Genomic DNA, 20,709 nt, shown 5'->3' on the forward strand with positions numbered 1-20,709 from the left:
GAAATATGTATAGTTTTAAACTGTATAATAAATAAAGAAGCTGTTGAAAAATAATATTTTTACAACAGCTTCTTTTATATCTGAAGTTGTTTATATATTTTTTTTAGTTCATTAGAAATAGCTACTAATTCTTGAACATAGCCTTGAGCCATTTGAGCGTTTTCAAAGTTGTTTGTAGCAATTAAGTTTGCCTCTTCTGGATTTGAACTTGTTTGTGTACTTACTGAAGAAATTTCATCGGCTACTACAGAGAAACCCTTACCAGCTTCTCCAGCACATGCACTTTCGATAGCAGCATTAAGTGATAATAAGTTAGTTTGCTCTGAAATATTGTTAATAAGTTCAGTAATACCAAATACTTCTTTAGATTTTTGTTTTAAGTCATCTGCTTTTAGCATTTAATAAAGAAATTGCATAAATACTTAAAAAGCTAATAGTAGCAATCCATTTAAAAGATTTATTTTGTTTGTTTTTGAAATAAGTAATGTGTACAGATAAAATAAGTATGAATATACTTCCTAAGATCATACCTGTTTTCAAAGATGAATTAAAACCTAATGTCGATTCTTTAAGAAAACCTGCACATAAACATAAAGATATAATGGTAGATATTGTGAGATAAGCTTTATTAATTTGTTGTAATTCATGTCCCTCAGTCATGATGTCCCCTGTAAAATATATTATATATAAAATATTAAATTTTTTTTACAGAGATATTTTAAAATATGTTATTTAAAATGGAAATTTATTCATAAATATCTACTTTTTCACCAGCAAGTACTTTATTCATATTACGTACGGCACACATTTTACCACACATTGTACAAGTATCATGATGTTCTGGTTTAGATTCTTCTCTATAGCGGCGAGCCTTTTCTGGATCAAGAGAGGCTTCAAACATTGCCTCCCAATCAAGATCAGCACGAGCTTTACTCATTTTATTATCCCAATCTCTTGCACCAGGCACATTTTTAGCTAAATCTCCAGCATGAGCAGCGATTTTAGCTGCTATAATACCTTCTTTCATATCTTCTAAATTAGGAAGGCGAAGATGTTCGGCAGGTGTTACATAACATAAGAAATCTACACCAGCAGCAGCAGCAATAGCACCACCGATAGCACTTGTAATATGATCATAGCCTGGAGCGATATCTGTTACAAGTGGTCCTAAAACATAAAATGGTGCACCATGACAAAGTTTTTTCTCAAGTAAAACGTTAGCTTCGATTTCATTAAGAATCATATGTCCTGGGCCTTCAATCATAACTTGCACATTTCTTTCCCAAGCACGTTTAGTAAGTTCACCAAGTGTAATGAGTTCTTTGATTTGTGTAGCATCAGTAGCATCTGCATTAGAACCAGGTCTACAAGCATCTCCGAGACTTAAAGTTACATCATATTTTTCACAAATATCAAGAAGCCTGTCATAGTATTCATAAAATGGGTTTTCGGCATGATTTGCTTCCATCCAAGCAAAGAGGAGAGAACCGCCACGAGAAACGATATTTGTGAGACGCTTATTACGTTTAAATGTTTCTACAGTTTCACGATTAAGGCCAGCATGAATGGTCATAAAGTCTACGCCATCTTGAGCATGTTTTTCAACAACCTTGAAGAATTCATCAATTGTAATATCAGCTACTTCTTTTTGTAAGAACCCAAGTGCATCATACATTGGAACTGTACCAATCATAGTAGGAGAGGTTTCAAGTAACTTTTTCCTAAATACTTCTGTATGACCATAGTTTGAAAGGTCCATAATAGCTTCAGCCCCCATTTTAATAGCCATAGTTACTTTTTTAAATTCTTCATCAATGTTTGCACAGTCTCTTGAAATACCGAGATTAACATTGATTTTAGTCTTAAGCCCTTCTCCAATACCTTCAGCAGATAAAAAAGTATGGTTTTTATTAGCAGGAATAGCGATTTTACCTTCTGCTATCTTTTGCATAATAAGTTCTACATTTACATTTTCCTTTTGTGCGACAGTTTGCATTTCCTTTGTAATAATGCCTTTTTTGGCAGCATCCATTTGTGTTGTGTAATTCATGTTTAATGCCTCCTATTTTATTCAAATCTAAAACTAACTTGATAAATGGAAGAGGTGCATTGTAGGTATAAAAAAACCTCTAAATAAATTATTTAGAGGTAAAAGTTTTGGTTTTAAGGAGACCAATATTAGACAGATATTGGTTATGATCGACTTGCTTCCCTACGATGGTATTAACCATATCAGGTTCAACGAGTTGGAAAAATCCTCTCAGCCAATAGGCACCCCTAGCAATATTAATAATAAATTCAGTATAATACAAAAATAATGAAAAGTAAACTTCGAATATATAATTGATTCAAAAATATATCATTAATTATATACTTTACAATAAGGAAGATATTTTTTTAGATGTGAAGGTTGTTTTGATAGTCATGGAACATTTTACTCCTTGAGGTTTTTCCAAATATGTAGTATTATTCAAGGTAGTATGTAAGCAAATTCGTCTTTTTTTGAGTAAAAGTATCAAATTTTTACTCTTAGAAATATGGCACTAATCATTTTAATTTATTAGTGAACAAGATAGTAGCCATTGAGCTTAATATAAAATTATAGATAGATTGTAGAGGTAATGGTCATAGAAACTATATTATTTAACCAACTAGAAGTATCAGAAGAAATCATTAGAGCGGCTGGAGATATGGGATTTGAGGAGACAACTCCTATTCAAGCAAAAGCAATCCCTGTTATTTTAGAAGGAAAAGATATTATTGCACAAGCACCAACAGGAACAGGTAAAACATGTGCATTTGGTATTCCAGCAATCGAATCAGTGGATACAAGTGATGACAGTGTACAAGTATTAATCCTTTGTCCAACACGTGAATTAGTTATTCAAGTAGCTGAAGAATTAACAGCTTTATCAAAATATAAAAAAGGTGTAAGAGTTCTTCCAATTTATGGTGGACAACAAATTGAACGTCAAATTTCTGCACTTAGAAAAAGACCACAAGTAATTATCGGAACACCTGGTAGGGTAATGGACCATATCAGAAGAAAAACACTTAGACTTGATGATTTAAATATGCTCATCTTAGATGAAGCTGATGAAATGCTTAACATGGGATTCCGTGAAGATATTGATATTATCTTAGAAAGCGTACCAGAAGAACGTCAATTCGTATTATTCTCAGCAACACTTGCAAAAGCAATTTTGGATATTGCTAACAAATATCAAAATGATCCAGTGAAAGTAAATGTAGTTCACAAAGAACTTACAGTACCAACTATTGAACAATATTATTTAGAAGTTAGAGATGCTAATAAAGTAGAAGTATTATCTCGTTTAATCGATGCAAATAACTTTAAACTTTCAGTAGTATTCTGTAACACAAAACGTCGTGTAGATGATCTTTGTAGAGATCTTCAAGCTAGAGGATATAGTGCAGAATCACTTCACGGAGATATGAAACAACTTCAAAGAGATAATGTTATGTCTCGTTTTAGAAATGGTCTTATCGATATTCTTATTGCAACAGACGTAGCAGCGCGTGGTATTGATGTAGATGACGTAGATGCAGTATTCAATTACGATGTACCAAGTGATGAAGAATATTATGTTCACCGCATCGGTAGAACAGGTCGTGCAAAACGTCAAGGTGTATCTTATACATTTGCAGCAGGTAAAGAACTTGTTAAATTAAGAGACATTCAACGTTATACAAAATCAAAAATTAAACTTATTAAAGCACCTTCAATTGAAGATATCCAAGAAAACAAACTTACAGGTATTATGGATGAAGTTAAAGCAGTACTTACTGAAGGCGGACTTTCTAAATATACAGCATATGTTGAAACACTTTTAGATGAAGTGGGAGACATTACAGAAGAAAACTATGCCACTTCTCTTGAAGTAGCAGCAGCTTTCCTTAAAATGACTATGGATAAACTTGTAATGGGGGCATCTGCAGAGTTTTCTGTAGAAGATTTATCAGCTCGTTCAGGAATTGCCCCATCTAAATTTGATGGTAATATGGTTCGTCTTTTCATCAACCTTGGTAAAAAAGATAACTTACAAGTTTCAGACTTAGTTAAATTCATTGTATTAAACTGTGAAATCAAAGGAAAAGAAATTGGTCGTGTAGATATGCTTGAGAAATTCTCATTCTTCGAAATACCAAAAAATCATTTAGAAAATGTAATGACAAGCCTTATTGGTGAAACATTAAAAGGTAGAAAAGTAAACATCGAAGTGGCTAACAAAAGAGATGGTGGTCATAGAGGTGGACGTCAAGAGCGTGGTGGCGATAGACGTAGAAACTTCAAACCAAGAAGAAAAAAAGAGCAGTAAAGTAGTCCGGGTTGCACGTGGGTGTAACCTGGATTTTTTGTGCGTGGATATGGGGATAAGTGGCATAGATGGTAATTCAACATGGTTAAATGATTATCCAAGAAGAGAAAACGTAACAGTCTCTCCATCAGAACCTATTACAGGAGAAGAAGTAACGATTACATATGATGCATCTAGCACAGTATTTAAGGGGTCAAAAGATGTGATACTTCACTGGGGCTATGATAAGTGGGTTAAATTAAAAAATTTTATAGAAATAAAATAAGAGATACTTACAAATGTATTGTAGGCATCTCTTTATTTATATGATTTAAAGATTAGGGTCAAAATATTGTAAGATAAGGCCAGCAGCTAAATGAAAGCCTGTTGTAAGGCTTGAAATATCTATCCATTCATCTCTAGTATGGGCACCAGCACCTTCATAGAGACCAAAGCATACTGTTGGAATGCCCAATGAAAATGGGATATTACAATCTGTAGAAGCTGATACTAGTTGAGGTTTGTGGCCAGTATAGTATGTAAGAAGTGCTTCACATTTTTTTGTAAGTGCGGACTGTAATGCAATATTAGTATGCTGCATACAAGGTCTTGTACCTAATTCTTCAATTTCAATGTCTAATCCTTTTGCGCGATAGTTATTGATAACTGTAGTAAAATTATTTTTCATAATCTTAAGACATTCATGAGTATCTGAACGATATTCATAGAGTACTGAAGCATTTTGTGCAATTGTATTGACAGAAGTACCGCCTTCAATAACACCTACATTATAAGTCGTTTGACTTTCACCAACTTTAGGAATGGCTATATCATAAAGTTTAGTAATTAATGAGGAGAGATAATAAATAGCATTACGATTACCGAAGTCTTGGAAGCTATGACCACCTTCTGTACGAATTGTGATTTTATAACGTGAAGACCCTACAGCTTTTTGACAAAGTGTATTATAAGTACAATCAAAAGAAATGACTTCACGTATGCGCTTGCCATAATCCTTAATAAGCTGTTTGCAGCCTTTGAGATTTCCAAGTCCTTCTTCACCTGAATTGGCTACAAATAAGATACCACAATTAGGTTTAAGCTTTGATAAAGTCACATATTTGGCCATTAATAATAAAATGGCTAAGTTGCAGTATCATCTCCTACACCTGGTGAATAAATCTTATTATCTTTAATTGTAACGGGCATTGGTGATGTATCTGGAAATACAGTATCTGTATGTGCCATAAAGATAACGATTTCATCATGTTCACTACATCCTATCGGATAGACAACATTAAGCGCTTCATCTATATGCACTTTTTGTGCGTCGAAACTTTCAAGGTATTCTTTACAAAACTTAGCACGATGTTCTTCGTGAAGAGAAGGTGCTGGAATTTTACACAGTGTCACAAGTAAATCAATAAGTGTATCAATATTTTGATTAATATAATCTTCCATTTCTTTAGGTAATATATAAGACGTCACGATTATGCCTCCGATTAATTACTTTATTTTCTTTTCCAAAGAGTAAAGGCGAAGCTATTCCCATCTTCTGTAAGGGTTTCACCTAGCTTACTTTGAATCATTTCAAATTGATCTTCATATACCGGAAAATCTGTATCACCATTTATGACTTTATCAACTAAAGTAATATAGAGATAATCTGCATAAGGAAGGAAGAGACTATAGATTTCGCCGCCACCTATAATAAAGATTTCTTCTTCAGTTTTACAAATTTCTAAAGCTTCATCTAAGCTATGAACTACAGATACACCTTCAGGTGCAAAGTTAGAATCTCTAGTTAAAACAATATTTTTGCGGTTTGGAAGAGGTCTGCCGATACTCTCAAAAGTTTTACGTCCCATAAGAACAGTTTTACCGCTTGTAATTGTTCTAAAGTATTTAAGGTCTTCTGAAATATGCCAAGGGAGCTGGTTGTTAATGCCGATTTGATTATTTTTGCTTGTTGCTACAATTATATTAATCATATTAAACCCTTTCTTTTATAGTATATTAAACTGCTACAGGTGCTTTAATAGCAGGATGAGGATCATATCCGATAAGTTCTAAATCTTCCATATCAAAATCAAATACACTTGTTTTAGTAGTATTTAATTTAAGAGTTGGAAGTGGACGAGGTTCTCTTGTAAGCTGCTCTTTGATTTGCTCAATATGATTTGCGTAAAGATGTACATCTGCACCAGTATAAACGAGATCTCCTACTTCAAGCCCACATTCATGAGCAATGAGGTGAGTAAGTAATGCATAAGATGCAATATTAAAAGGTAAACCTAAGAATACATCGTTAGAACGCATATTGAACATACAGCTTAATTTGTTATTTAAAACGTAGAATTGGAAGCAGAAGTGACAAGGTGGAAGTTCCATAAGCCCTTCATATACAGAAGCTACATCCCAAGCATTTACAAGGAGTCTTCTAGAAGTAGGATTTGTCTTGATTTCATTAATAACCCATTTAATTTGATCATAAACTTTGCCATTGCCGCCTTCCCAATTACGCCATTGTTTACCGTATACATTACCAAGGTCACCATAATTATTAGAAAATTCTTCGTCAGTAAGGACTTTTTCTTGATAAATATGAAGTTGTTCTTCGTAAACTTTGTTAAATTCAGGGTCTGTTGTACAGCGGATTCCAAAGTTGGTCATATCAGGACCTTTGTAATCGTCAGATTCAATCCATTTTTTGAATCCCCATTCATCCCAAATATGATTATTGTTTTGAAGTAAATAACGAAGCTTTGTATCACCTTTTAAGAACCATAAAAGTTCTGAAGCGATTAAGCGGAATGGTACACGTTTTGTTGTAAGAAGCGGAAAGCCCTGAGAAAGATCAAAGCGAAGTTGTCTGCCGAAAGTACTATAAGTTCCCACACCTGTACGGTCTTCTTTAAAAGTACCATTTTCTAATATATCTTTACACATGTCTAAATAAACTTTATCAACTTGATTCATTATAAAAAATACCTCCTTAATACTTTAAGTATATAGGAATTTTCAGGAGACGTACAGGCATAATAGGAATATAGAAATATAGGAATATAGAAATATAGGAATATGCATAATTTAAGTAAAATGTATAAATATGGGATAGGTATAAATGTCCATATTATTAGAGATATTAGTGCAAAAAAGTATATTAAATAAATAAAAACTTATAATAAATTTGATAAAATATCCAATAATGATTGAAATCGCTTGATTTTTCTATACATTTATGATAATATTACATAGTAAGTTAAAATATTGAAACGGAAACGATAGGTAGGCCTCTTGTCTTATTAAAACAGCAAGACCGAAGAACGTTTTGGGTAACAGTGTTTTAGCAATTATGTATTTTTTAAGGAGGCCTAGTTAACATGACAGGTAAAGTAAAATGGTTTAACGCAGAAAAAGGTTTTGGATTCATCGAAAGAGAAGGTGGAGATGACGTATTCGTACATTTCTCAGCTATTCAATCAGAAGGATACAAAACATTAGAAGAAGGTCAAGAAGTTGAATTTGATATCGTTGAAGGAAACAGAGGACCACAAGCTGCTAACGTTATTAAAAAATAGGTAAATATAAAAACTACTCATGATAAATGGGTAGTTTTTTGAGCAATTTTAAAAATAATTAAATTGATTTTGATGACATAATCAAAAAGTTGCTATCACAATACCTTCTCAACGAGAGCTTCGCCGTAAACTTTTAATACTTTGTCAAGCTTTTTCAAGCAAAAAATAACCAAGTACTTATAATAAGTACTTGGTTATTTAAGGAAATCTCAGAAACAATGTCTTAACTTAATGACATTGTAAAGGAAGCTGACTTCTTTTTTGTATAAGAATATTATTACTAAATTATAGCACATAATATAAAACAACTAAGTAGTGACAAAGACTACCTAACATAACAAATATATGAAAAAGTTCATGGAAACCAAATTTTTCTGAGATATTAGGTTTCTTTAAACCATAAATAATCCCGCCAATAGTATACATGAGGCCGCCTAGTATAAGTAGTACAAATCCAGCTAATGAAAGTGCATGATAAAGTGGATTAAGTGCAAAGAGTGCAAGCCATCCCATAGCAATATAAAAAGCTGTGGAGAGCCATCTGGGCATATCGATCCAAAGCATTTTAGTGGTAATGCCTATTAAGGCTAATGCCCATACAGTAATAATAATGAACCATTTCCAAACACCTGTTAAAGAAAGTAAGGCAAATGGTGTATATGAACCTGCAATTAAAATGAAAATCATAGAATGATCAAGCTTCTTAAGTCTTAAAATAACAGAATCTTTAGCTTGAACTAAATGGTAAATACCACTTGTTGTATATAATGAAATAAGACTGAATCCAAAAATAATGACACAAACAGTTGCAGTCGTTGTAAGTGAGTGCGCAACATGGCTAAAGTTAAGAATAAATAATGTGCCAATTAGTGAAAGTAGAGCACCAAAAAGATGTGTGAAAGCATTAATAGGTTCTCGGATATATTGCTTCATTAAATCATCTCCTATACTGTTATAAGTAGTTTTTAATACTATTTAATATTATATATAAAATATATCATAAATCAAGGGTAGAAATCAATATAGTAAAAGGAATAATTTAACTTGATTTTTAAAATGGTGATGTGTATTATAAAAACTATAAAGTGGGAGGAAGATATAGATGGAAATACAATTAATAGACGAAATGATTGAATCACTTAAGTTAAATGAGTTGATAGAATTAGAAAGTATTCCTAATATCGATTTATATATGGATCAGGTGATTACACTTTTTGAAGAAAAACTAGCTCATACAAAGCGTAATGAAAATGATAAATTACTGACTAAGACAATGATTAATAATTATGCCAAAGATAAATTATTGATGCCTGCTAAAAAGAAAAAGTATACTAAAGAACATATTATCCTTATGATTCTGTTATATGAAATGAAACAAATCTTAACAATAGCAGATATTAAAGAGATATTTGGAACTATTATAAAAGATGGAGAAGTAGATTCAAAAAAGTTAAATAAAATTTATAAAATATATTTAAAAATGAAGATAATAGGTCTAGATGCTTTTGAAAATCAAGTAAATACTATTCACAGTGATTTAAAAGAAGAGATTAGAATACTTTCACAAGAAGAAGGCAAAATCGAAGATGAGATTACTCAAGATATGTTAATGGCAATCTTACTGACACAAAAAGCAAATTATTATAAACGTTTAGCTGAAAAGATAATAGATGAGAAAATTAGCATTATAAATAAAGGAAATAGTAAAAAATAATGAAAAAGGATATTCAAGTGAATATCCTTTTTTGGATTTATATAGTAAAAAATAATAATTTTTAATAAAAATTTTATTCTGAAAATTAATTGAATAACTTTTAATTAAATGTTAGAATACTAATGAGACGTCAACATAATAATGTTTGGTGCATATATATTTATATACTAAGGGGGAATAGATAATGGCAAGATTTACACTTCCTAGAGATCTTTACTTTGGACCTGATGCAATATCAGAACTTTCAAATCTTAAAGGTCATAAGAAGGCAATAGTAGTAACAGGTGGTAGTTCAATGAAAAGAGGAGGATTTCTTCAAAGAGTAGAAGATGTTCTTAAAGAAACTGGACTCGAAGTACTTTTATTTGAAGGTGTAGAGCCAGACCCTTCTGTAGAAACAGTTTTCCGCGGAGCAAAAGCTATGCAAGAATTCGAACCAGATGTAATCGTTGCAATTGGTGGAGGTTCTCCAATCGATGCTGCAAAAGCTATGTGGATTTTCTATGAACATCCAGAAATGACTTTCGAACAAGCAACAGTACCATTTGGACTTCCTAAACTTAGAGATAAAGCTATCTTCGTAGCAATTCCATCTACAAGTGGTACAGCTACAGAAGTAACATCATTCTCAGTTATTACTAACTATAGTAATCATGTTAAATATCCATTAGCTGACTTTGAAATTACACCAGATATTGCTATTTTGGACACTAACATTCCACGTACTATGCCTAAAAAATTAACAGCACATACAGGTATGGATGCTTTAACACATGCTATTGAAGCATATGTAGCTACAGCTCGTTCACCATTCTCAGATGGTTTAGCACTTAAAGCAATTACAGATATCTATGATTGCATCGTAGCTTCTTACAATGATGATGAAGAAGCTAGAGGTAAAATGCACTATGCTCAATGTATCGCAGGTATGGCATTCTCTAATGCATTATTAGGTATTGTACATAGTCTTGCACATAAAATTGGTGCACAATATGAAATTCCACATGGTTGCTGTAACGCAATTATGTTACCATATGTCATAGAGTATAATGCTAAAGAATGTCCAGAACGTTTTGCAGATATTGCAAGAATTATGGGGCTTCAAGGTAGAACAGATGCTCAACTTATCAATTCATTAGTTGATGCAATCAAAGCATTAAATACAAAATTAAATATTCCTAACAGTTATAAAGAATATGGTGTAACAGAAGAAAAATTCAAAGAAACAGCAGACTTCATTTCAGAGCAAGCAGTACTCGATCCATGTACAGGTTCTAACCCACGTACAATCGATGTAGCTACTATGAAAAAAGTACTTACATGCTGCTACTATGGAGAAGACGTTACATTTTAATAAAAGGAAAAAACAGGTTGCATTTTATGTAGCCTGTTTTTTATAGATGTATGCGAAAAAAGGACGTAGGGATTCGCCCCTACGTCCTTTTTTCGACGATTTGGTTACTTTGTTTATATACGATTTATTATTAAGCGCGTTTTGATTCTTCTACTACTTTTTGTAATGCTTCTAATGCATCAGCTGGAAGTTTATCGAAACCACCTTTAGCTGTTTCACGAGAAGCTACGAAGTCAACACGTTCTTGCATACGTTTTTGTAATTGATCAACGTAATTGCTATCCGCGAAGTCTGGAACGAATCCTTCGATTTCCATGATTTCAATATCGCTGAATGGTCCCCATTGTTTGAATTCTGTTTTACCTTCAACAACAGCTTCAAGAACACCAAGAGTAATTTCTTTTGTTACTTTTTTGCCCATGAATTCACCTGTGTTGATGATGTAGCAATCTACATTTTTGTCTGCTACTAATTTTTTGAATGCAATGTAGTCGTTTGCAAGTGGGTATGTTCTGAATGGGTTAGCGTATGGTTCTACTACTAAAGCATTAGGGTCTACACCAGGAGCAAGTCTTTCTGCACTTGAACGTTTTGTAGCAAGTGTTGCACCCATAACTGAAGCAAGTTCAGCACCACTAAGTCTTACGATTGGTGGAAGTGTAGGGTCTTTCATAATCCAGAAGATTGCATTGATTGGTTCGTCAAATTTGTTAACACGGTTTGGTGACCAAAGGATAGATTTTACTGCACGACCGTTACCGTTACGAATATCTTCTGTAACTGGAACAATTTTACCATCTTCATCAATTGTAGCTGCACAGTTTTGAAGAGATACAAGGTATTTGTTATCTTCACATGTAAGTGGGTAATCAGCTGTTTTATCGAAGTATGCTGGTTCAAGAGCGATTGAAGAACCGTCTTCTCCAGAAATAACGAAAGCATCATCGTGAAGAACTGTGATATCATATTTTCCATCGTGACGAGCATGTGTAAGTGTTGATTTACCAGAACCTGAAAGTCCAAATACACCAGCTACGAAGCTTTTTCCACCTGGTAAGTTGTAACGTTTTTGTCCACCGTGGCAAGAAGCATATCCGTGACGGTTAGCCATAGCCCAAGCAAGAGTAAGAGTACCTTTTTTGTGTTCTCCGAAGTATCTAAGACCAAGGATACAAGCACAGTTGTGAGCTGTATCAAATACACAAAGTCCAAGTGGATGATCTGGATGTGACCAGTCTGGATCAGAGTAGATGTAAAGGTCTCCTTCACCATCGTATACTTTAGAGTCATTGTACATTTTAGCTACTTCTTCATTGATAACTTGGAAGTTAAGTAACCAAGAATACATATTGTTAGCATATGTAGCAGGTGTACAAAGGTGAGCTTTTACTGTGAAATCTTTATCAAGACCTACGATAGCTTGTGCATGGCACATTTTTTTAGTTCTACCTTGGAATACAGCTTCACTAATTTTAAGTCTATATTCGTTTACATCTACACCAGTTTCGCCAATGATTCTACGAGCAGCTGCTGTACGGCCAGTTACAGCTCCATCATTGAAAAGAAGAACTTTAGAATCTTCATCAAGACCTAATAATTCAGGTTTATATACTGGCATGTCTGTGATAATAGTACCAGGAGCTTCTGTTGCTAATTTATAAGCTTCTTTCAAAGAGTTTACAGGAACTACGTTGTTACCATAGAATGCTGTTTCGATTGTTGCACGAATTGAGTTAAAAAATTGGGTTATTTGCCCCGATTTCAGTTCTAGGGAATCTTGCTTTTGTTGCCATGAGTAAATCCTCCTTAAAAATAATTAGATTTAAGATAAATTATTATAAAATAAACAACTTAGTTAATACGACAAGAAGTGTTAAATTTCTTTCAAACTAATTATCGGATATAACAGATTAAAAGTCAATAAAAAAAGATATAAAAAATAATAATAATGTACAATATTAAAATAAAAAATAAATTATTAAAAAAATAGTAAAAAGTAACTACTAAAATATTTTTTGAAGTTAAAAGTAAGGACAAAATGCTCAAAAACATAAAAAATAAAAACGTGAATATATATCTTTTAGGAGGAGGATATATAATGGCACAAAAAATAATTTATCGTGAATTATTTAATGGCATAGAAGTACCCATAGAACTTGCAGATGGGAGGCAAGTTATTCCTATAAATTTTGACAACGGTGCTACTACGCCGCCTTTAAAGGAAGTGGACAAATTTATAGCTGAAAATATACTTATGTATGGTTCAGTAGGAAGAGGTGGGCATAAATCAGAATATTGCACTAAGGCTTATGAACTTTCAAAAGAAGAAATACTAAGCTTTTTTGGTGTCTCACAATTAGATAAGTATGAAGTGATTTATGTGAAAAATACTACGGAGGGGATTAATTTATTAGCAGGTACGTTATGCGATCGAAATAATTATAAAATTTTAACGTCTAGAATGGAGCATCATGCAAATGATTTACCATGGCGAAACGTTGGGGATGTATTTTATATAGATGTCAATAAACAAGGGAAAATTAACTTAGAACAATTAGAATATATGCTTGAAAGAGCTATTGGAACAATTAAATATGTATCAATAACAGCAGCGAGTAATGTGACAGGATATATTACAGATATTCATCAAATTGCTAAGATTGCACATAAGTATGGAGCTAAACTCATTGTGGATGGAGCCCAAGTTGTGGCCCATAGAGTAGTTTGTTTAAAGGGACAGACAGAAGAAGAAGATATAGATGGCTTAGTATTTTCAGGACATAAAATGTATGCACCTTTTGGCAGTGGGGTAGTGATTATAAAAAAAGAACTTTTACAAGGTAAAAAGCCATTTCTACAAGGGGGAGGATCAGTGAAAGCTGTATTTGACTATGATGTGTATTATAAAGATTCATGGGAAGCAGAAGAAGCTGGTTCACCAAATTTTTTAGGGTGCATGGCTATTGTGGCAGCTATGACAGTATTGAAATCTATAGGCTTAGATAAGGTTGCAGATCATGAAGATGCTCTGAGAAGGCGTCTTATAAAAGGCCTAAGGGATATAAAACAAATTAAGTTATATGGTGATCCTAAAGAGGAAAATAGAGTAGGGGTAGTAACTTTTAATGCAGAAGGTATTTATAATAAAGAAGTAGGACGGTTACTGCAAGAAATAAGGGGTATCGCAGTAAGAACAGGATGTTTCTGTGCCCAGCCTTATGTCATGCGTTTAATGGGGATTTCCGAAGAGGAAAGATATTATTATTTAAAACATTCAGAATTACAGCATCCAGGTATGATTAGGGCTAGTTTTGGTTTGTATAATACGGAAGAAGAAGTAGATGAATTCTTAGATACATTAGAATTTATAATAAGCCATTATAATTAACAGAAATAAAAATAGAGCTATCATAAAGTATGAGTTAATAACTTAATGATAGCCTTTTTTTTTTATGCATTAGGCACGAAGCCAAGTGTTAATGCGATGAAATTTATATTCCATTATAATAGATAAGATAAAGAAGCAAATAAAAATACTTAGGCCAACACCTAATATGAGTCTAAAGCTGGTTGCAATATTATAATGAAAGAGTAAATTTAATATAAGTTTAGAGAAGGTAGTCCCAGATAGTGAAGCAACAAGTGGATTTAGGACCCAGTTGGTAAACTGCAATTTAAGTTTGGTAGTATCTCGTAATTTATTGAAGTTAAGGATGATGTGGTGATATTGCTGATAATCATAATACCTAAAAAAGCAAAAATTCCTTTAATAGGTATGAAAAAGTAGATTGTTGTAATACGAAATAAAGTATCAAAAATACTGTATTTTAGGCAACTTACTTGTTTGCCTAAACCTTTTAAAATTGCATCAGTAACAACTTCTACATACATAAATGGTACAATAATTGCAAGGCAGCGAAGCATACTGCCTATTTGATTATTATGATATAAAACAATGCCTATTTCATCTGCATAGTTAATAAATAAACTTGCAGCAAAAATACTAAGTATCAGTGTGAATTGAAGTACTTTGTTAATAATAGAATGGACACGTTCTTTTTGGTTTAGTATATTAGCCCGTGCAATTTCTGGAATGAGTGTCGTACAGAAAGCTGTAAGAAATGCGGAAGGGAAGAAAAGAATGGGAATAACCATACCTTTTAACATACCATATAGACTTAAAGAAGTAGTTGATGAAGCACCGTATTTTTTGAGTCCGGCAGGAATAAGAATATTCTCTGTAGAGACAAATATACAAGAAACATAAGAAATTGCTGCAATAGGCAGGGCAATCTTAATAAGATTTATAAAAAGGCTCTTAGATGAAGCAAGTTGTTCGGTTGTATAGGGTGTATGTTTGCGGCTTAATATGTATAATGAAAGTAAATAGCTCCATGAAACGACTTCACCAATAGTAAGGCATAAACCAATTAGTCCATAAGTGTAAGTTTGGTTGGAAGTTTCTTTTATGGTAAGCATAAGTAAGGTAAGACTTACTTTAATGATTTGTTCAAGCATTTCGCTACTAGCTGGAAGACTTGCTTTTTTGTGGCATAAAAGTATCCCTTAAAGCAAGAAGAACAAGCAATAAAGGGGATACTAATAGATAAAATGCGGAGGCTTAAAATGGCCCGAGTATCTTGAACAAAGTTTTTGGCGATAAATGGTGCAAAAAAGAAGAAGCTTACACCAACTAGTAAACTTAGAAAAGCACTAAAGGTTAAAGCAATCTTCATAATATGAGCGGCGTTACGTAGGTGCTTTTGGCCCAGTTCTTCAGCAACTAATTTAGAAACAGAGGAACTTAGACCAGATGAAGCAAACACAATGGCAATCATGTATACGGTGATAATGAGATGATAAAGCCCCATACCCTCTGTACCTAATAGATGGGATAAAAAGATGATGGAAATCATATTTAGAGTACGTGTAAAAAAGGATGTAAGGGTTAAAATGATAGTACTTGTAATAAGACCTTGTTCTTTCAAAATCATCTCCTCCAATAAAAGTTATTTAGATGAAGTCAGTCTAAAAAATTAATTCTAAATAAAGTATATGTGTACAAATCCTTTTTAGGACTAGTTAATTAAAAATAAAAATAAAAAATATAAAAGAGGACAATTATATGAGATCAAAAAGAGAAAAATTACCTAATAGGTTAGATTTAGGACCAGTAGCAGAAAGACAAAAGAAATATGCCAAGAGCATAGGGCTTGTATTACCAGAAGGCATTACAAGGGGAGATGCGGAAGCAATTATAAATTGTGAGTTAGATGATGACGAAAGAGCGGTAAGAGGACTTATTGCTTATGCAAGAAATAAAGGCATTAAGTGTTCAGATTATGTAGGCAATAAATATTTACATAATTTAATCTTTGATCATTTAGAAGAAAAGGATAAAGTAGCATTCTTCTGCTACTGCGTTTATAAATTCCATGTAAAGATGGCAGAGGAAGAAGGTAATTTAGAAGAAGATATATATAGCGATTTATTCATTAAATTTGGAGAGGAAAAAGCAAAGGATTACTATTTCACAGCCTCTATGGATGAGTATTATGGAGAACAAATTGTATACTTTGGAAAGTGTGAAAGAGTTATTAATGGTAAGAAAACAACTGTTTATGGTGGAAGTAATTTAACAAGAGCTTACAAAGAAGCAGATGCTTATTTAAAAGCAAATGAATTAATCTAAGAAAATATGAGTTAAAGTAAAACGTTAAGGAATATTAAAGTGATACTTGAAGAATACGTTAAGTAAAGTGTTCAAGTATGACTTTAACTATATATGAAGTACTACTTGAAGAGAGTTTAAAGAAAAACTTCAAGTAATTGGTAAATGTTTGCGTATTCTTTAGGAAAATAAGGAGATACTTCTATAAAAGGAGTGAGATAGATGAGTATACAAGCAATACTGATGAAGAAGTTTTTAAACAGATTTGATGGGACAGCCTTTGATGTAATGTTTGAATCCGGAGAAGAGTTTCATATAGGTGAATTACCTTCTAAGTTTAAGGTGGTTTTCCATAAGCCAGTACCATACAGGGATTTGATGAAAAGCACATCGTTAGCATTAGGTGAAGCTTATATGAATGGGGAGATGGAGATAGAAGGCGATTTAGTAATGGCATTAGATGAAATCTTTAAATTTCAAAGTCAATTCATCACGGACAAACATGCTATGAAGAAGATTTTATATACATCAGGAACTAAGAGTAATCAAAAGAAAGAAGTATCTTCTCATTATGATATAGGTAATGATTTTTATAAGTTATGGTTAGATCCTACTTTGAGTTATTCTTGCGCTTATTTCAAAAAAGATGATAATTCTTTAGAAGAAGCTCAAATTAATAAGGTAGGTTATATTTTGAAGAAATTAAGTTTACAACAAGGAATGAGTCTTTTGGATATAGGTTGTGGATGGGGATTTTTATTAATTGAAGCAGCAAAGAAGTATAGGATTCATGGTTTAGGTATTACATTGAGTGAGCAGCAATATAAAGAATTCAAAAAACGTATTGCAGAGGAAAAGCTAGAAGACTATTTAGATGTACAGCTCATAGATTATAGAGATTTAAAACATATGGAACGTAAATTTGACCGCATTGTGAGTGTAGGGATGTTGGAACATGTAGGCAGGGAAAATTATGAACAATTTTTCAAAAGTGTAGATGCAGTTATGAAGGAAAAAGGGGTATTTTTATTACATTATATTAGTGGATTGAGGGAACATCCAGGAGATGCGTGGATTAAGAAATATATTTTCCCAGGAGGTGTTATACCTAGCCTGAGGGAAATCATAGATTTGTCAGCAGACTATGGATATCATGTAAGAGATATTGAAAGTTTAAGACAGCATTATGTTAGAACATTGCTTAATTGGCATGACAATTTTGAGCAGAATATTGATCAAGTTAAGAAAATGTTTGATGAAAGATTTATACGTATGTGGCGTATGTATTTATGTGCTTGTGCAGCTAGTTTTAACAATGGTGTAGTAGACTTGCATCAGATTTTATTTACAAAAGGAGTTAATAATAATCTGCCACTTACAAGAGAACATCTTTATAAAGAATAAAAGAGGATTAAAAACAAGGATAAAATAGGAGCTTCTTAATATGAAAATAGCTCCTATTTTTATGTATTAATAAAGGTACTAGATTAAATGTTAAAATCCTTTAACAAATTCTATAAAAATAAAGCGAATTATTCTATATGTAAAAGAAAAAGTAAAGCTAGGGGTATTATTTTAGAAATGATAAAATAGAATAAATAGAATAAGCTTTTCGAAGAAAATTAATAAGATAAAGGGGGCTATATTATGAATACAAGCAAAAAGGAATTAACTAAATTTTTATGTGAAGCCAAGAGAAATACTTATGCAATAGCACAAAATGAAGTAAATGGAACAAGGCCGGATTCACATGATTTTTATATGAAAATGAAAGTCTGAAATATATAGATACTTATTTAGGAAGCGAGCAGTTTGTAGGAGAAGAAGCTGTATGGGAAAATAATCAACCTATATGGGGATTAAATTATACAGGCAGGGCCCTAAGTGATGAATTTGATATTGATTTTCTGAAAGAAGCATTAAAGAGAAGCACAGAAGAATATCCTTATAGAGGTCCAAAATTCTTTATGAAAGGTAACTTTACATATAAGTGCCGTGTTGAAGGAGATTTTGGATGGTTTGTAGGATGCGAAAAAATTATGTATAAAGGGACTAAAGTATATGAAGCAATGTTCCAAGGCGGTTTTATAAAGTAAGAGAGAATAAGTGAAGAGACTTCTGAAAAGTTATTTTTTGGGGTCTCTTTTTTGTGTACTGTAATGGGGAAGGGAATAAAAAGGAGAAAAAAAGGGACAATAAATACATACGCAAATATTTATCAGAAAGGGATGATTTAATGAAAAAATATATATGTACAGTGTGTGGTTATGTTTATGAAGGAGATACACCTCCAGAAAAATGTCCAATTTGTAATGTATCTAGCGAAAAGTTTAAAGAACAAGTAGGTGAGTTACAATGGGCAGATGAACACAGAATTGCAGTAGCAGAAGGGGTGGATCCTAAAATTCTAGAAGATTTAAGAGCTGATTTTATGGGTGAATGTACTGAAGTTGGTATGTATATTGCTATGGGTAGACAAGCTGATAGAGAAGGATATCCAGAAATTGCTGAAGCTTATAAACGTATTGCATATGAAGAAGCAGATCATGCTTCTAAATTTGCAGAACTTTTAGGAGAAGTTGTACGAGCAGATACTAAAGCTAATTTGAAAGCAAGAATTGACGCAGAATATGGTGCATGCCAAGGCAAAAAGGAACTTGCTACTCTTGCTAAACAACAAAATTTAGATGCTATTCATGATACAGTACATGAAATGGCAAAAGATGAAGCAAGACATGGCTGCGTATTTAAGGGTTTATTAGATAGATATTTTAAATAGCATCAAGGAGGACTAGAAATATGCCAAGAATTAATTGTAGTGTAGAAAACTGTTCTTATAATCAACAAAAAGATTGTTGTGCAAATATTGTAAATATTGGAGGAAAGGGTGCACAAGATAAATGTGATACTTGCTGTGGTACTTTCTTAAATCGTTTAGGATATAGTAATCTTGCTCAATATACAGAAAATAGAGGGGATATTGACGCTATTCTCTGTCGTGTGGATACTTGTGAATATCATGCAAATGAGCACTGTACACTTAATCAAATACAAGTGGGAGGTGCTGAAGAAGTAGATATTTATACAGAAACAGATTGCCTCAGTTTCAAGAAAAAATAAAGTATAAAATAGGAGTTTTAGGTAACATATTGTAGTGTAGAAAAATATCATATTTATAGAGATATATTTTTTATGAGGTAGCAATATGGAATATGACAGAATATCTACAATAGGTTTATGTTTACTTGCTTTAAAGACGTTAACTTCAAGTCCTAAAGTAAGTAAACATGATAAAAGGGAAAGTGAATTTTTAGATCAAGGTATGATATCTAATATGAGTAATGCAAGATTGGATAATTTTATAAGTGAGGATTATGGTGTTATTTTTAAATACCCTGCAAGTTGGAATAAGAATCCGCGTTATGATAATAAATATGAAGGCATTGGTGGATTTTTTGAAGTAGCTGGTTTTGAAGGTAATAGTAATAATATAGACTCAGCAATACAAGAGCAGATTAATGAAGCTTATAAACCATATGGTAGTAATCCTATGGTTAGAAAACTCACAATAGATGGTCAACCTGCTAGAGAAATTATTCCTTCAGAAGATCAAGGTACATTAATTAAAGATAGGGAGGCAGCATTGGTTGTACAGTATAAGAACCCTATGATTATAAATGGGGTGCCTTATCAATATATCATTATATGGACTAATCGAGAAAACTTACCATTAATTATTAAAACCTTTAAATTTATGCAACATGAAAATCTAAATAGTTAGATACAGCTAGGATATTTCTTCTTATGAGTGTATGGATATATTGTAAAAACGGGTATACTATGATAGAATACTAAAGATAAAAATAAACGCAATGAAAAGAAGAGTAGGTCTAGTAATCTTTTTAAGAGAGCTTCGGTAGCTGAGAAGAAGTAAAGAAAATAGATTGAAGATGGTCTTGGAGTGGTGCACCGACAACTTTTAAATATAGAAGTTTAGGCTGCAACGGGGGTTGCCTGTTATAGCAACAGAGTATAAATTACAAAGCATGATTTATGCACAGTAATCGTAC

23 protein-coding genes, 1 pseudogene, 1 riboswitch and 1 other annotated feature (1 of these 26 running past the window's edge) are annotated in these 20,709 nt (G+C 32.6%); of the genes and pseudogenes, 13 read left to right on the forward strand and 11 right to left on the reverse strand.

The annotated features are described in order from the left end of the window. Nucleotides 1-74: 74 nt before the first annotated feature. The 3 genes from JCM14822_RS04320 to thiC all read right to left on the reverse strand — a co-directional run bounded on the left by JCM14822_RS04320 (nucleotide 75) and on the right by thiC (nucleotide 2,050). Nucleotides 75-398, reverse strand: a complete 324-nt coding sequence (locus JCM14822_RS04320; protein WP_054740008.1) for a methyl-accepting chemotaxis protein — start codon at nucleotides 396-398, stop codon at nucleotides 75-77. Next, nucleotides 382-660 (reverse strand): hypothetical protein, encoded by a 279-nt coding sequence (locus tag JCM14822_RS04325; RefSeq protein WP_054740010.1) that lies wholly within the window; start codon nucleotides 658-660, stop codon nucleotides 382-384. Before JCM14822_RS04325 ends, JCM14822_RS04320 begins: the two co-directional genes overlap by 17 nt. An 85-nt stretch (nucleotides 661-745) precedes the next feature. Then, a complete protein-coding gene (gene thiC, locus JCM14822_RS04330) occupies nucleotides 746-2,050 on the reverse strand; it encodes a phosphomethylpyrimidine synthase ThiC (RefSeq protein WP_054740012.1) in 1,305 nt (434 codons plus the stop codon). A gap of 142 nt (nucleotides 2,051-2,192) precedes the next feature. Beyond that, a riboswitch (TPP riboswitch) is annotated at nucleotides 2,193-2,289 on the reverse strand. A 332-nt stretch (nucleotides 2,290-2,621) separates the two neighbouring features. Between thiC and JCM14822_RS04335 the strand changes: the two genes are divergently transcribed. Both JCM14822_RS04335 and JCM14822_RS04340 read left to right on the forward strand, forming a co-directional pair. Continuing rightward, entirely contained in the window at nucleotides 2,622-4,340 is a 1,719-nt protein-coding gene (locus JCM14822_RS04335) for a DEAD/DEAH box helicase (protein WP_242861395.1), read from the forward strand. A 43-nt stretch (nucleotides 4,341-4,383) separates the two neighbouring features. After that, nucleotides 4,384-4,605 (forward strand): hypothetical protein, encoded by a 222-nt coding sequence (locus tag JCM14822_RS04340; RefSeq protein WP_054740013.1) that lies wholly within the window; start codon nucleotides 4,384-4,386, stop codon nucleotides 4,603-4,605. Nucleotides 4,606-4,650: 45 nt separating this feature from the next. On the opposite strand, the gene JCM14822_RS04345 is transcribed toward JCM14822_RS04340, so the two are convergent. Genes JCM14822_RS04345 through JCM14822_RS04360 form a run of 4 tightly spaced genes read right to left on the reverse strand, consistent with a single transcriptional unit; the run spans nucleotide 4,651 to nucleotide 7,298 of the window. Beyond that, nucleotides 4,651-5,460, reverse strand: coding sequence for a M20/M25/M40 family metallo-hydrolase (locus JCM14822_RS04345; RefSeq protein WP_330377316.1), 810 nt, complete (start codon nucleotides 5,458-5,460; stop codon nucleotides 4,651-4,653). A gap of 2 nt (nucleotides 5,461-5,462) precedes the next feature. Next, nucleotides 5,463-5,807: a zinc-binding metallopeptidase family protein gene (locus JCM14822_RS04350; protein ID WP_054740017.1), complete on the reverse strand. Its 345-nt coding sequence runs from the start codon at nucleotides 5,805-5,807 to the stop codon at nucleotides 5,463-5,465. A gap of 23 nt (nucleotides 5,808-5,830) precedes the next feature. Beyond that, on the reverse strand, nucleotides 5,831-6,310 hold the full coding sequence (locus JCM14822_RS04355; RefSeq protein WP_054740018.1) for a dihydrofolate reductase: 480 nt from the start codon (nucleotides 6,308-6,310) through the stop codon (nucleotides 5,831-5,833). Between the two features lie 25 nt (nucleotides 6,311-6,335). Then, nucleotides 6,336-7,298, reverse strand: coding sequence for a thymidylate synthase (locus tag JCM14822_RS04360; protein ID WP_054740020.1), 963 nt, complete (start codon nucleotides 7,296-7,298; stop codon nucleotides 6,336-6,338). A gap of 404 nt (nucleotides 7,299-7,702) precedes the next feature. Between JCM14822_RS04360 and cspD the strand changes: the two genes are divergently transcribed. Next, nucleotides 7,703-7,900, forward strand: coding sequence for a cold-shock protein CspD (gene cspD, locus JCM14822_RS04365; protein ID WP_054740022.1), 198 nt, complete (start codon nucleotides 7,703-7,705; stop codon nucleotides 7,898-7,900). Between the two features lie 285 nt (nucleotides 7,901-8,185). On the opposite strand, the gene trhA is transcribed toward cspD, so the two are convergent. After that, nucleotides 8,186-8,833, reverse strand: coding sequence for a PAQR family membrane homeostasis protein TrhA (gene trhA / locus JCM14822_RS04370; RefSeq protein ID WP_054740024.1), 648 nt, complete (start codon nucleotides 8,831-8,833; stop codon nucleotides 8,186-8,188). Between the two features lie 169 nt (nucleotides 8,834-9,002). Between trhA and JCM14822_RS04375 the strand changes: the two genes are divergently transcribed. Together JCM14822_RS04375 and JCM14822_RS04380 are read left to right on the forward strand one after the other, a co-directional pair. After that, nucleotides 9,003-9,614, forward strand: coding sequence for a DUF1836 domain-containing protein (locus tag JCM14822_RS04375; protein WP_054740027.1), 612 nt, complete (start codon nucleotides 9,003-9,005; stop codon nucleotides 9,612-9,614). 184 nt (nucleotides 9,615-9,798) lie between these two features. Beyond that, entirely contained in the window at nucleotides 9,799-10,968 is a 1,170-nt protein-coding gene (locus JCM14822_RS04380; protein ID WP_054740029.1) for an iron-containing alcohol dehydrogenase, read from the forward strand. 130 nt (nucleotides 10,969-11,098) lie between these two features. Here JCM14822_RS04380 and JCM14822_RS04385 read toward each other — a convergent pair. Beyond that, nucleotides 11,099-12,761, reverse strand: a pseudogene (locus tag JCM14822_RS04385) (phosphoenolpyruvate carboxykinase (ATP)). 305 nt (nucleotides 12,762-13,066) lie between these two features. On the opposite strand from JCM14822_RS04385, the gene JCM14822_RS04390 reads away from it, so the two are divergent. Then, nucleotides 13,067-14,356, forward strand: coding sequence for an aminotransferase class V-fold PLP-dependent enzyme (locus JCM14822_RS04390; protein WP_054740031.1), 1,290 nt, complete (start codon nucleotides 13,067-13,069; stop codon nucleotides 14,354-14,356). A 260-nt stretch (nucleotides 14,357-14,616) separates the two neighbouring features. On the opposite strand, the gene JCM14822_RS04395 is transcribed toward JCM14822_RS04390, so the two are convergent. After that, on the reverse strand, nucleotides 14,617-15,486 hold the full coding sequence (locus JCM14822_RS04395; protein ID WP_054740033.1) for an MATE family efflux transporter: 870 nt from the start codon (nucleotides 15,484-15,486) through the stop codon (nucleotides 14,617-14,619). Then, entirely contained in the window at nucleotides 15,462-15,956 is a 495-nt protein-coding gene (locus JCM14822_RS04400) for an MATE family efflux transporter (RefSeq protein WP_172674764.1), read from the reverse strand. Before JCM14822_RS04400 ends, JCM14822_RS04395 begins: the two co-directional genes overlap by 25 nt. A gap of 137 nt (nucleotides 15,957-16,093) precedes the next feature. Here JCM14822_RS04400 and JCM14822_RS04405 point away from each other — a divergent pair, with 137 nt between their 5' ends. The 7 genes from JCM14822_RS04405 to JCM14822_RS04425 all read left to right on the forward strand — a co-directional run bounded on the left by JCM14822_RS04405 (nucleotide 16,094) and on the right by JCM14822_RS04425 (nucleotide 20,420). Next, nucleotides 16,094-16,660, forward strand: a complete 567-nt coding sequence (locus JCM14822_RS04405; protein WP_054740036.1) for a hypothetical protein — start codon at nucleotides 16,094-16,096, stop codon at nucleotides 16,658-16,660. A gap of 201 nt (nucleotides 16,661-16,861) precedes the next feature. After that, a complete protein-coding gene (locus JCM14822_RS04410) occupies nucleotides 16,862-18,043 on the forward strand; it encodes an SAM-dependent methyltransferase (RefSeq protein WP_054740039.1) in 1,182 nt (393 codons plus the stop codon). 243 nt (nucleotides 18,044-18,286) lie between these two features. Next, nucleotides 18,287-18,418: a hypothetical protein gene (locus JCM14822_RS22445; RefSeq protein WP_278287172.1), complete on the forward strand. Its 132-nt coding sequence runs from the start codon at nucleotides 18,287-18,289 to the stop codon at nucleotides 18,416-18,418. 5 nt (nucleotides 18,419-18,423) lie between these two features. Next, the gene (locus JCM14822_RS21530; RefSeq protein ID WP_242861401.1) at nucleotides 18,424-18,735 is read left to right on the forward strand and encodes a DUF5680 domain-containing protein; all 312 of its coding nucleotides are present in this window, start codon (nucleotides 18,424-18,426) and stop codon (nucleotides 18,733-18,735) included. A 140-nt stretch (nucleotides 18,736-18,875) separates the two neighbouring features. Then, complete coding sequence (locus tag JCM14822_RS04415; protein WP_054740144.1) at nucleotides 18,876-19,418, forward strand: NADH peroxidase; 543 nt, start codon at nucleotides 18,876-18,878, stop codon at nucleotides 19,416-19,418. A 20-nt stretch (nucleotides 19,419-19,438) separates the two neighbouring features. Next, nucleotides 19,439-19,759, forward strand: a complete 321-nt coding sequence (locus JCM14822_RS04420) for a DUF1540 domain-containing protein (RefSeq protein WP_054740041.1) — start codon at nucleotides 19,439-19,441, stop codon at nucleotides 19,757-19,759. 85 nt (nucleotides 19,760-19,844) lie between these two features. Continuing rightward, complete coding sequence (locus tag JCM14822_RS04425; RefSeq protein ID WP_054740043.1) at nucleotides 19,845-20,420, forward strand: hypothetical protein; 576 nt, start codon at nucleotides 19,845-19,847, stop codon at nucleotides 20,418-20,420. A gap of 82 nt (nucleotides 20,421-20,502) precedes the next feature. Further along, nucleotides 20,503-20,709, forward strand: a binding site (T-box leader); it runs 76 nt beyond the window's last position.

This window comes from Cellulosilyticum ruminicola JCM 14822 (assembly GCF_001311925.1).
Taxonomy (GTDB): Bacteria; Bacillota; Clostridia; order Lachnospirales; family Cellulosilyticaceae; genus Cellulosilyticum; species Cellulosilyticum ruminicola.

Excerpts from the sequence above, each read along its gene's own strand:
- trhA (WP_054740024.1), bottom strand. The coding sequence starts at position 8,833 with ATGAAGCAATATATCCGAGAACCTATTAATGCTTTCACACATCTTTTT.
- JCM14822_RS04320 (WP_054740008.1), bottom strand. The coding sequence starts at position 398 with ATGCTAAAAGCAGATGACTTAAAACAAAAATCTAAAGAAGTATTTGGT.
- JCM14822_RS04335 (WP_242861395.1), top strand. The coding sequence starts at position 2,622 with ATGGTCATAGAAACTATATTATTTAACCAACTAGAAGTATCAGAAGAA.
- JCM14822_RS04405 (WP_054740036.1), top strand. The coding sequence starts at position 16,094 with ATGAGATCAAAAAGAGAAAAATTACCTAATAGGTTAGATTTAGGACCA.
- JCM14822_RS04420 (WP_054740041.1), top strand. The coding sequence starts at position 19,439 with ATGCCAAGAATTAATTGTAGTGTAGAAAACTGTTCTTATAATCAACAA.
- cspD (WP_054740022.1), top strand. The coding sequence starts at position 7,703 with ATGACAGGTAAAGTAAAATGGTTTAACGCAGAAAAAGGTTTTGGATTC.
- JCM14822_RS04425 (WP_054740043.1), top strand. The coding sequence starts at position 19,845 with ATGGAATATGACAGAATATCTACAATAGGTTTATGTTTACTTGCTTTA.
- JCM14822_RS04410 (WP_054740039.1), top strand. The coding sequence starts at position 16,862 with ATGAGTATACAAGCAATACTGATGAAGAAGTTTTTAAACAGATTTGAT.
- JCM14822_RS04360 (WP_054740020.1), bottom strand. The coding sequence starts at position 7,298 with ATGAATCAAGTTGATAAAGTTTATTTAGACATGTGTAAAGATATATTA.
- JCM14822_RS04390 (WP_054740031.1), top strand. The coding sequence starts at position 13,067 with ATGGCACAAAAAATAATTTATCGTGAATTATTTAATGGCATAGAAGTA.
- JCM14822_RS04355 (WP_054740018.1), bottom strand. The coding sequence starts at position 6,310 with ATGATTAATATAATTGTAGCAACAAGCAAAAATAATCAAATCGGCATT.
- JCM14822_RS04380 (WP_054740029.1), top strand. The coding sequence starts at position 9,799 with ATGGCAAGATTTACACTTCCTAGAGATCTTTACTTTGGACCTGATGCA.
- JCM14822_RS22445 (WP_278287172.1), top strand. The coding sequence starts at position 18,287 with ATGAATACAAGCAAAAAGGAATTAACTAAATTTTTATGTGAAGCCAAG.
- JCM14822_RS04415 (WP_054740144.1), top strand. The coding sequence starts at position 18,876 with ATGAAAAAATATATATGTACAGTGTGTGGTTATGTTTATGAAGGAGAT.
- JCM14822_RS04375 (WP_054740027.1), top strand. The coding sequence starts at position 9,003 with ATGGAAATACAATTAATAGACGAAATGATTGAATCACTTAAGTTAAAT.
- JCM14822_RS04395 (WP_054740033.1), bottom strand. The coding sequence starts at position 15,486 with ATGCTTGAACAAATCATTAAAGTAAGTCTTACCTTACTTATGCTTACC.
- thiC (WP_054740012.1), bottom strand. The coding sequence starts at position 2,050 with ATGAATTACACAACACAAATGGATGCTGCCAAAAAAGGCATTATTACA.
- JCM14822_RS04325 (WP_054740010.1), bottom strand. The coding sequence starts at position 660 with ATGACTGAGGGACATGAATTACAACAAATTAATAAAGCTTATCTCACA.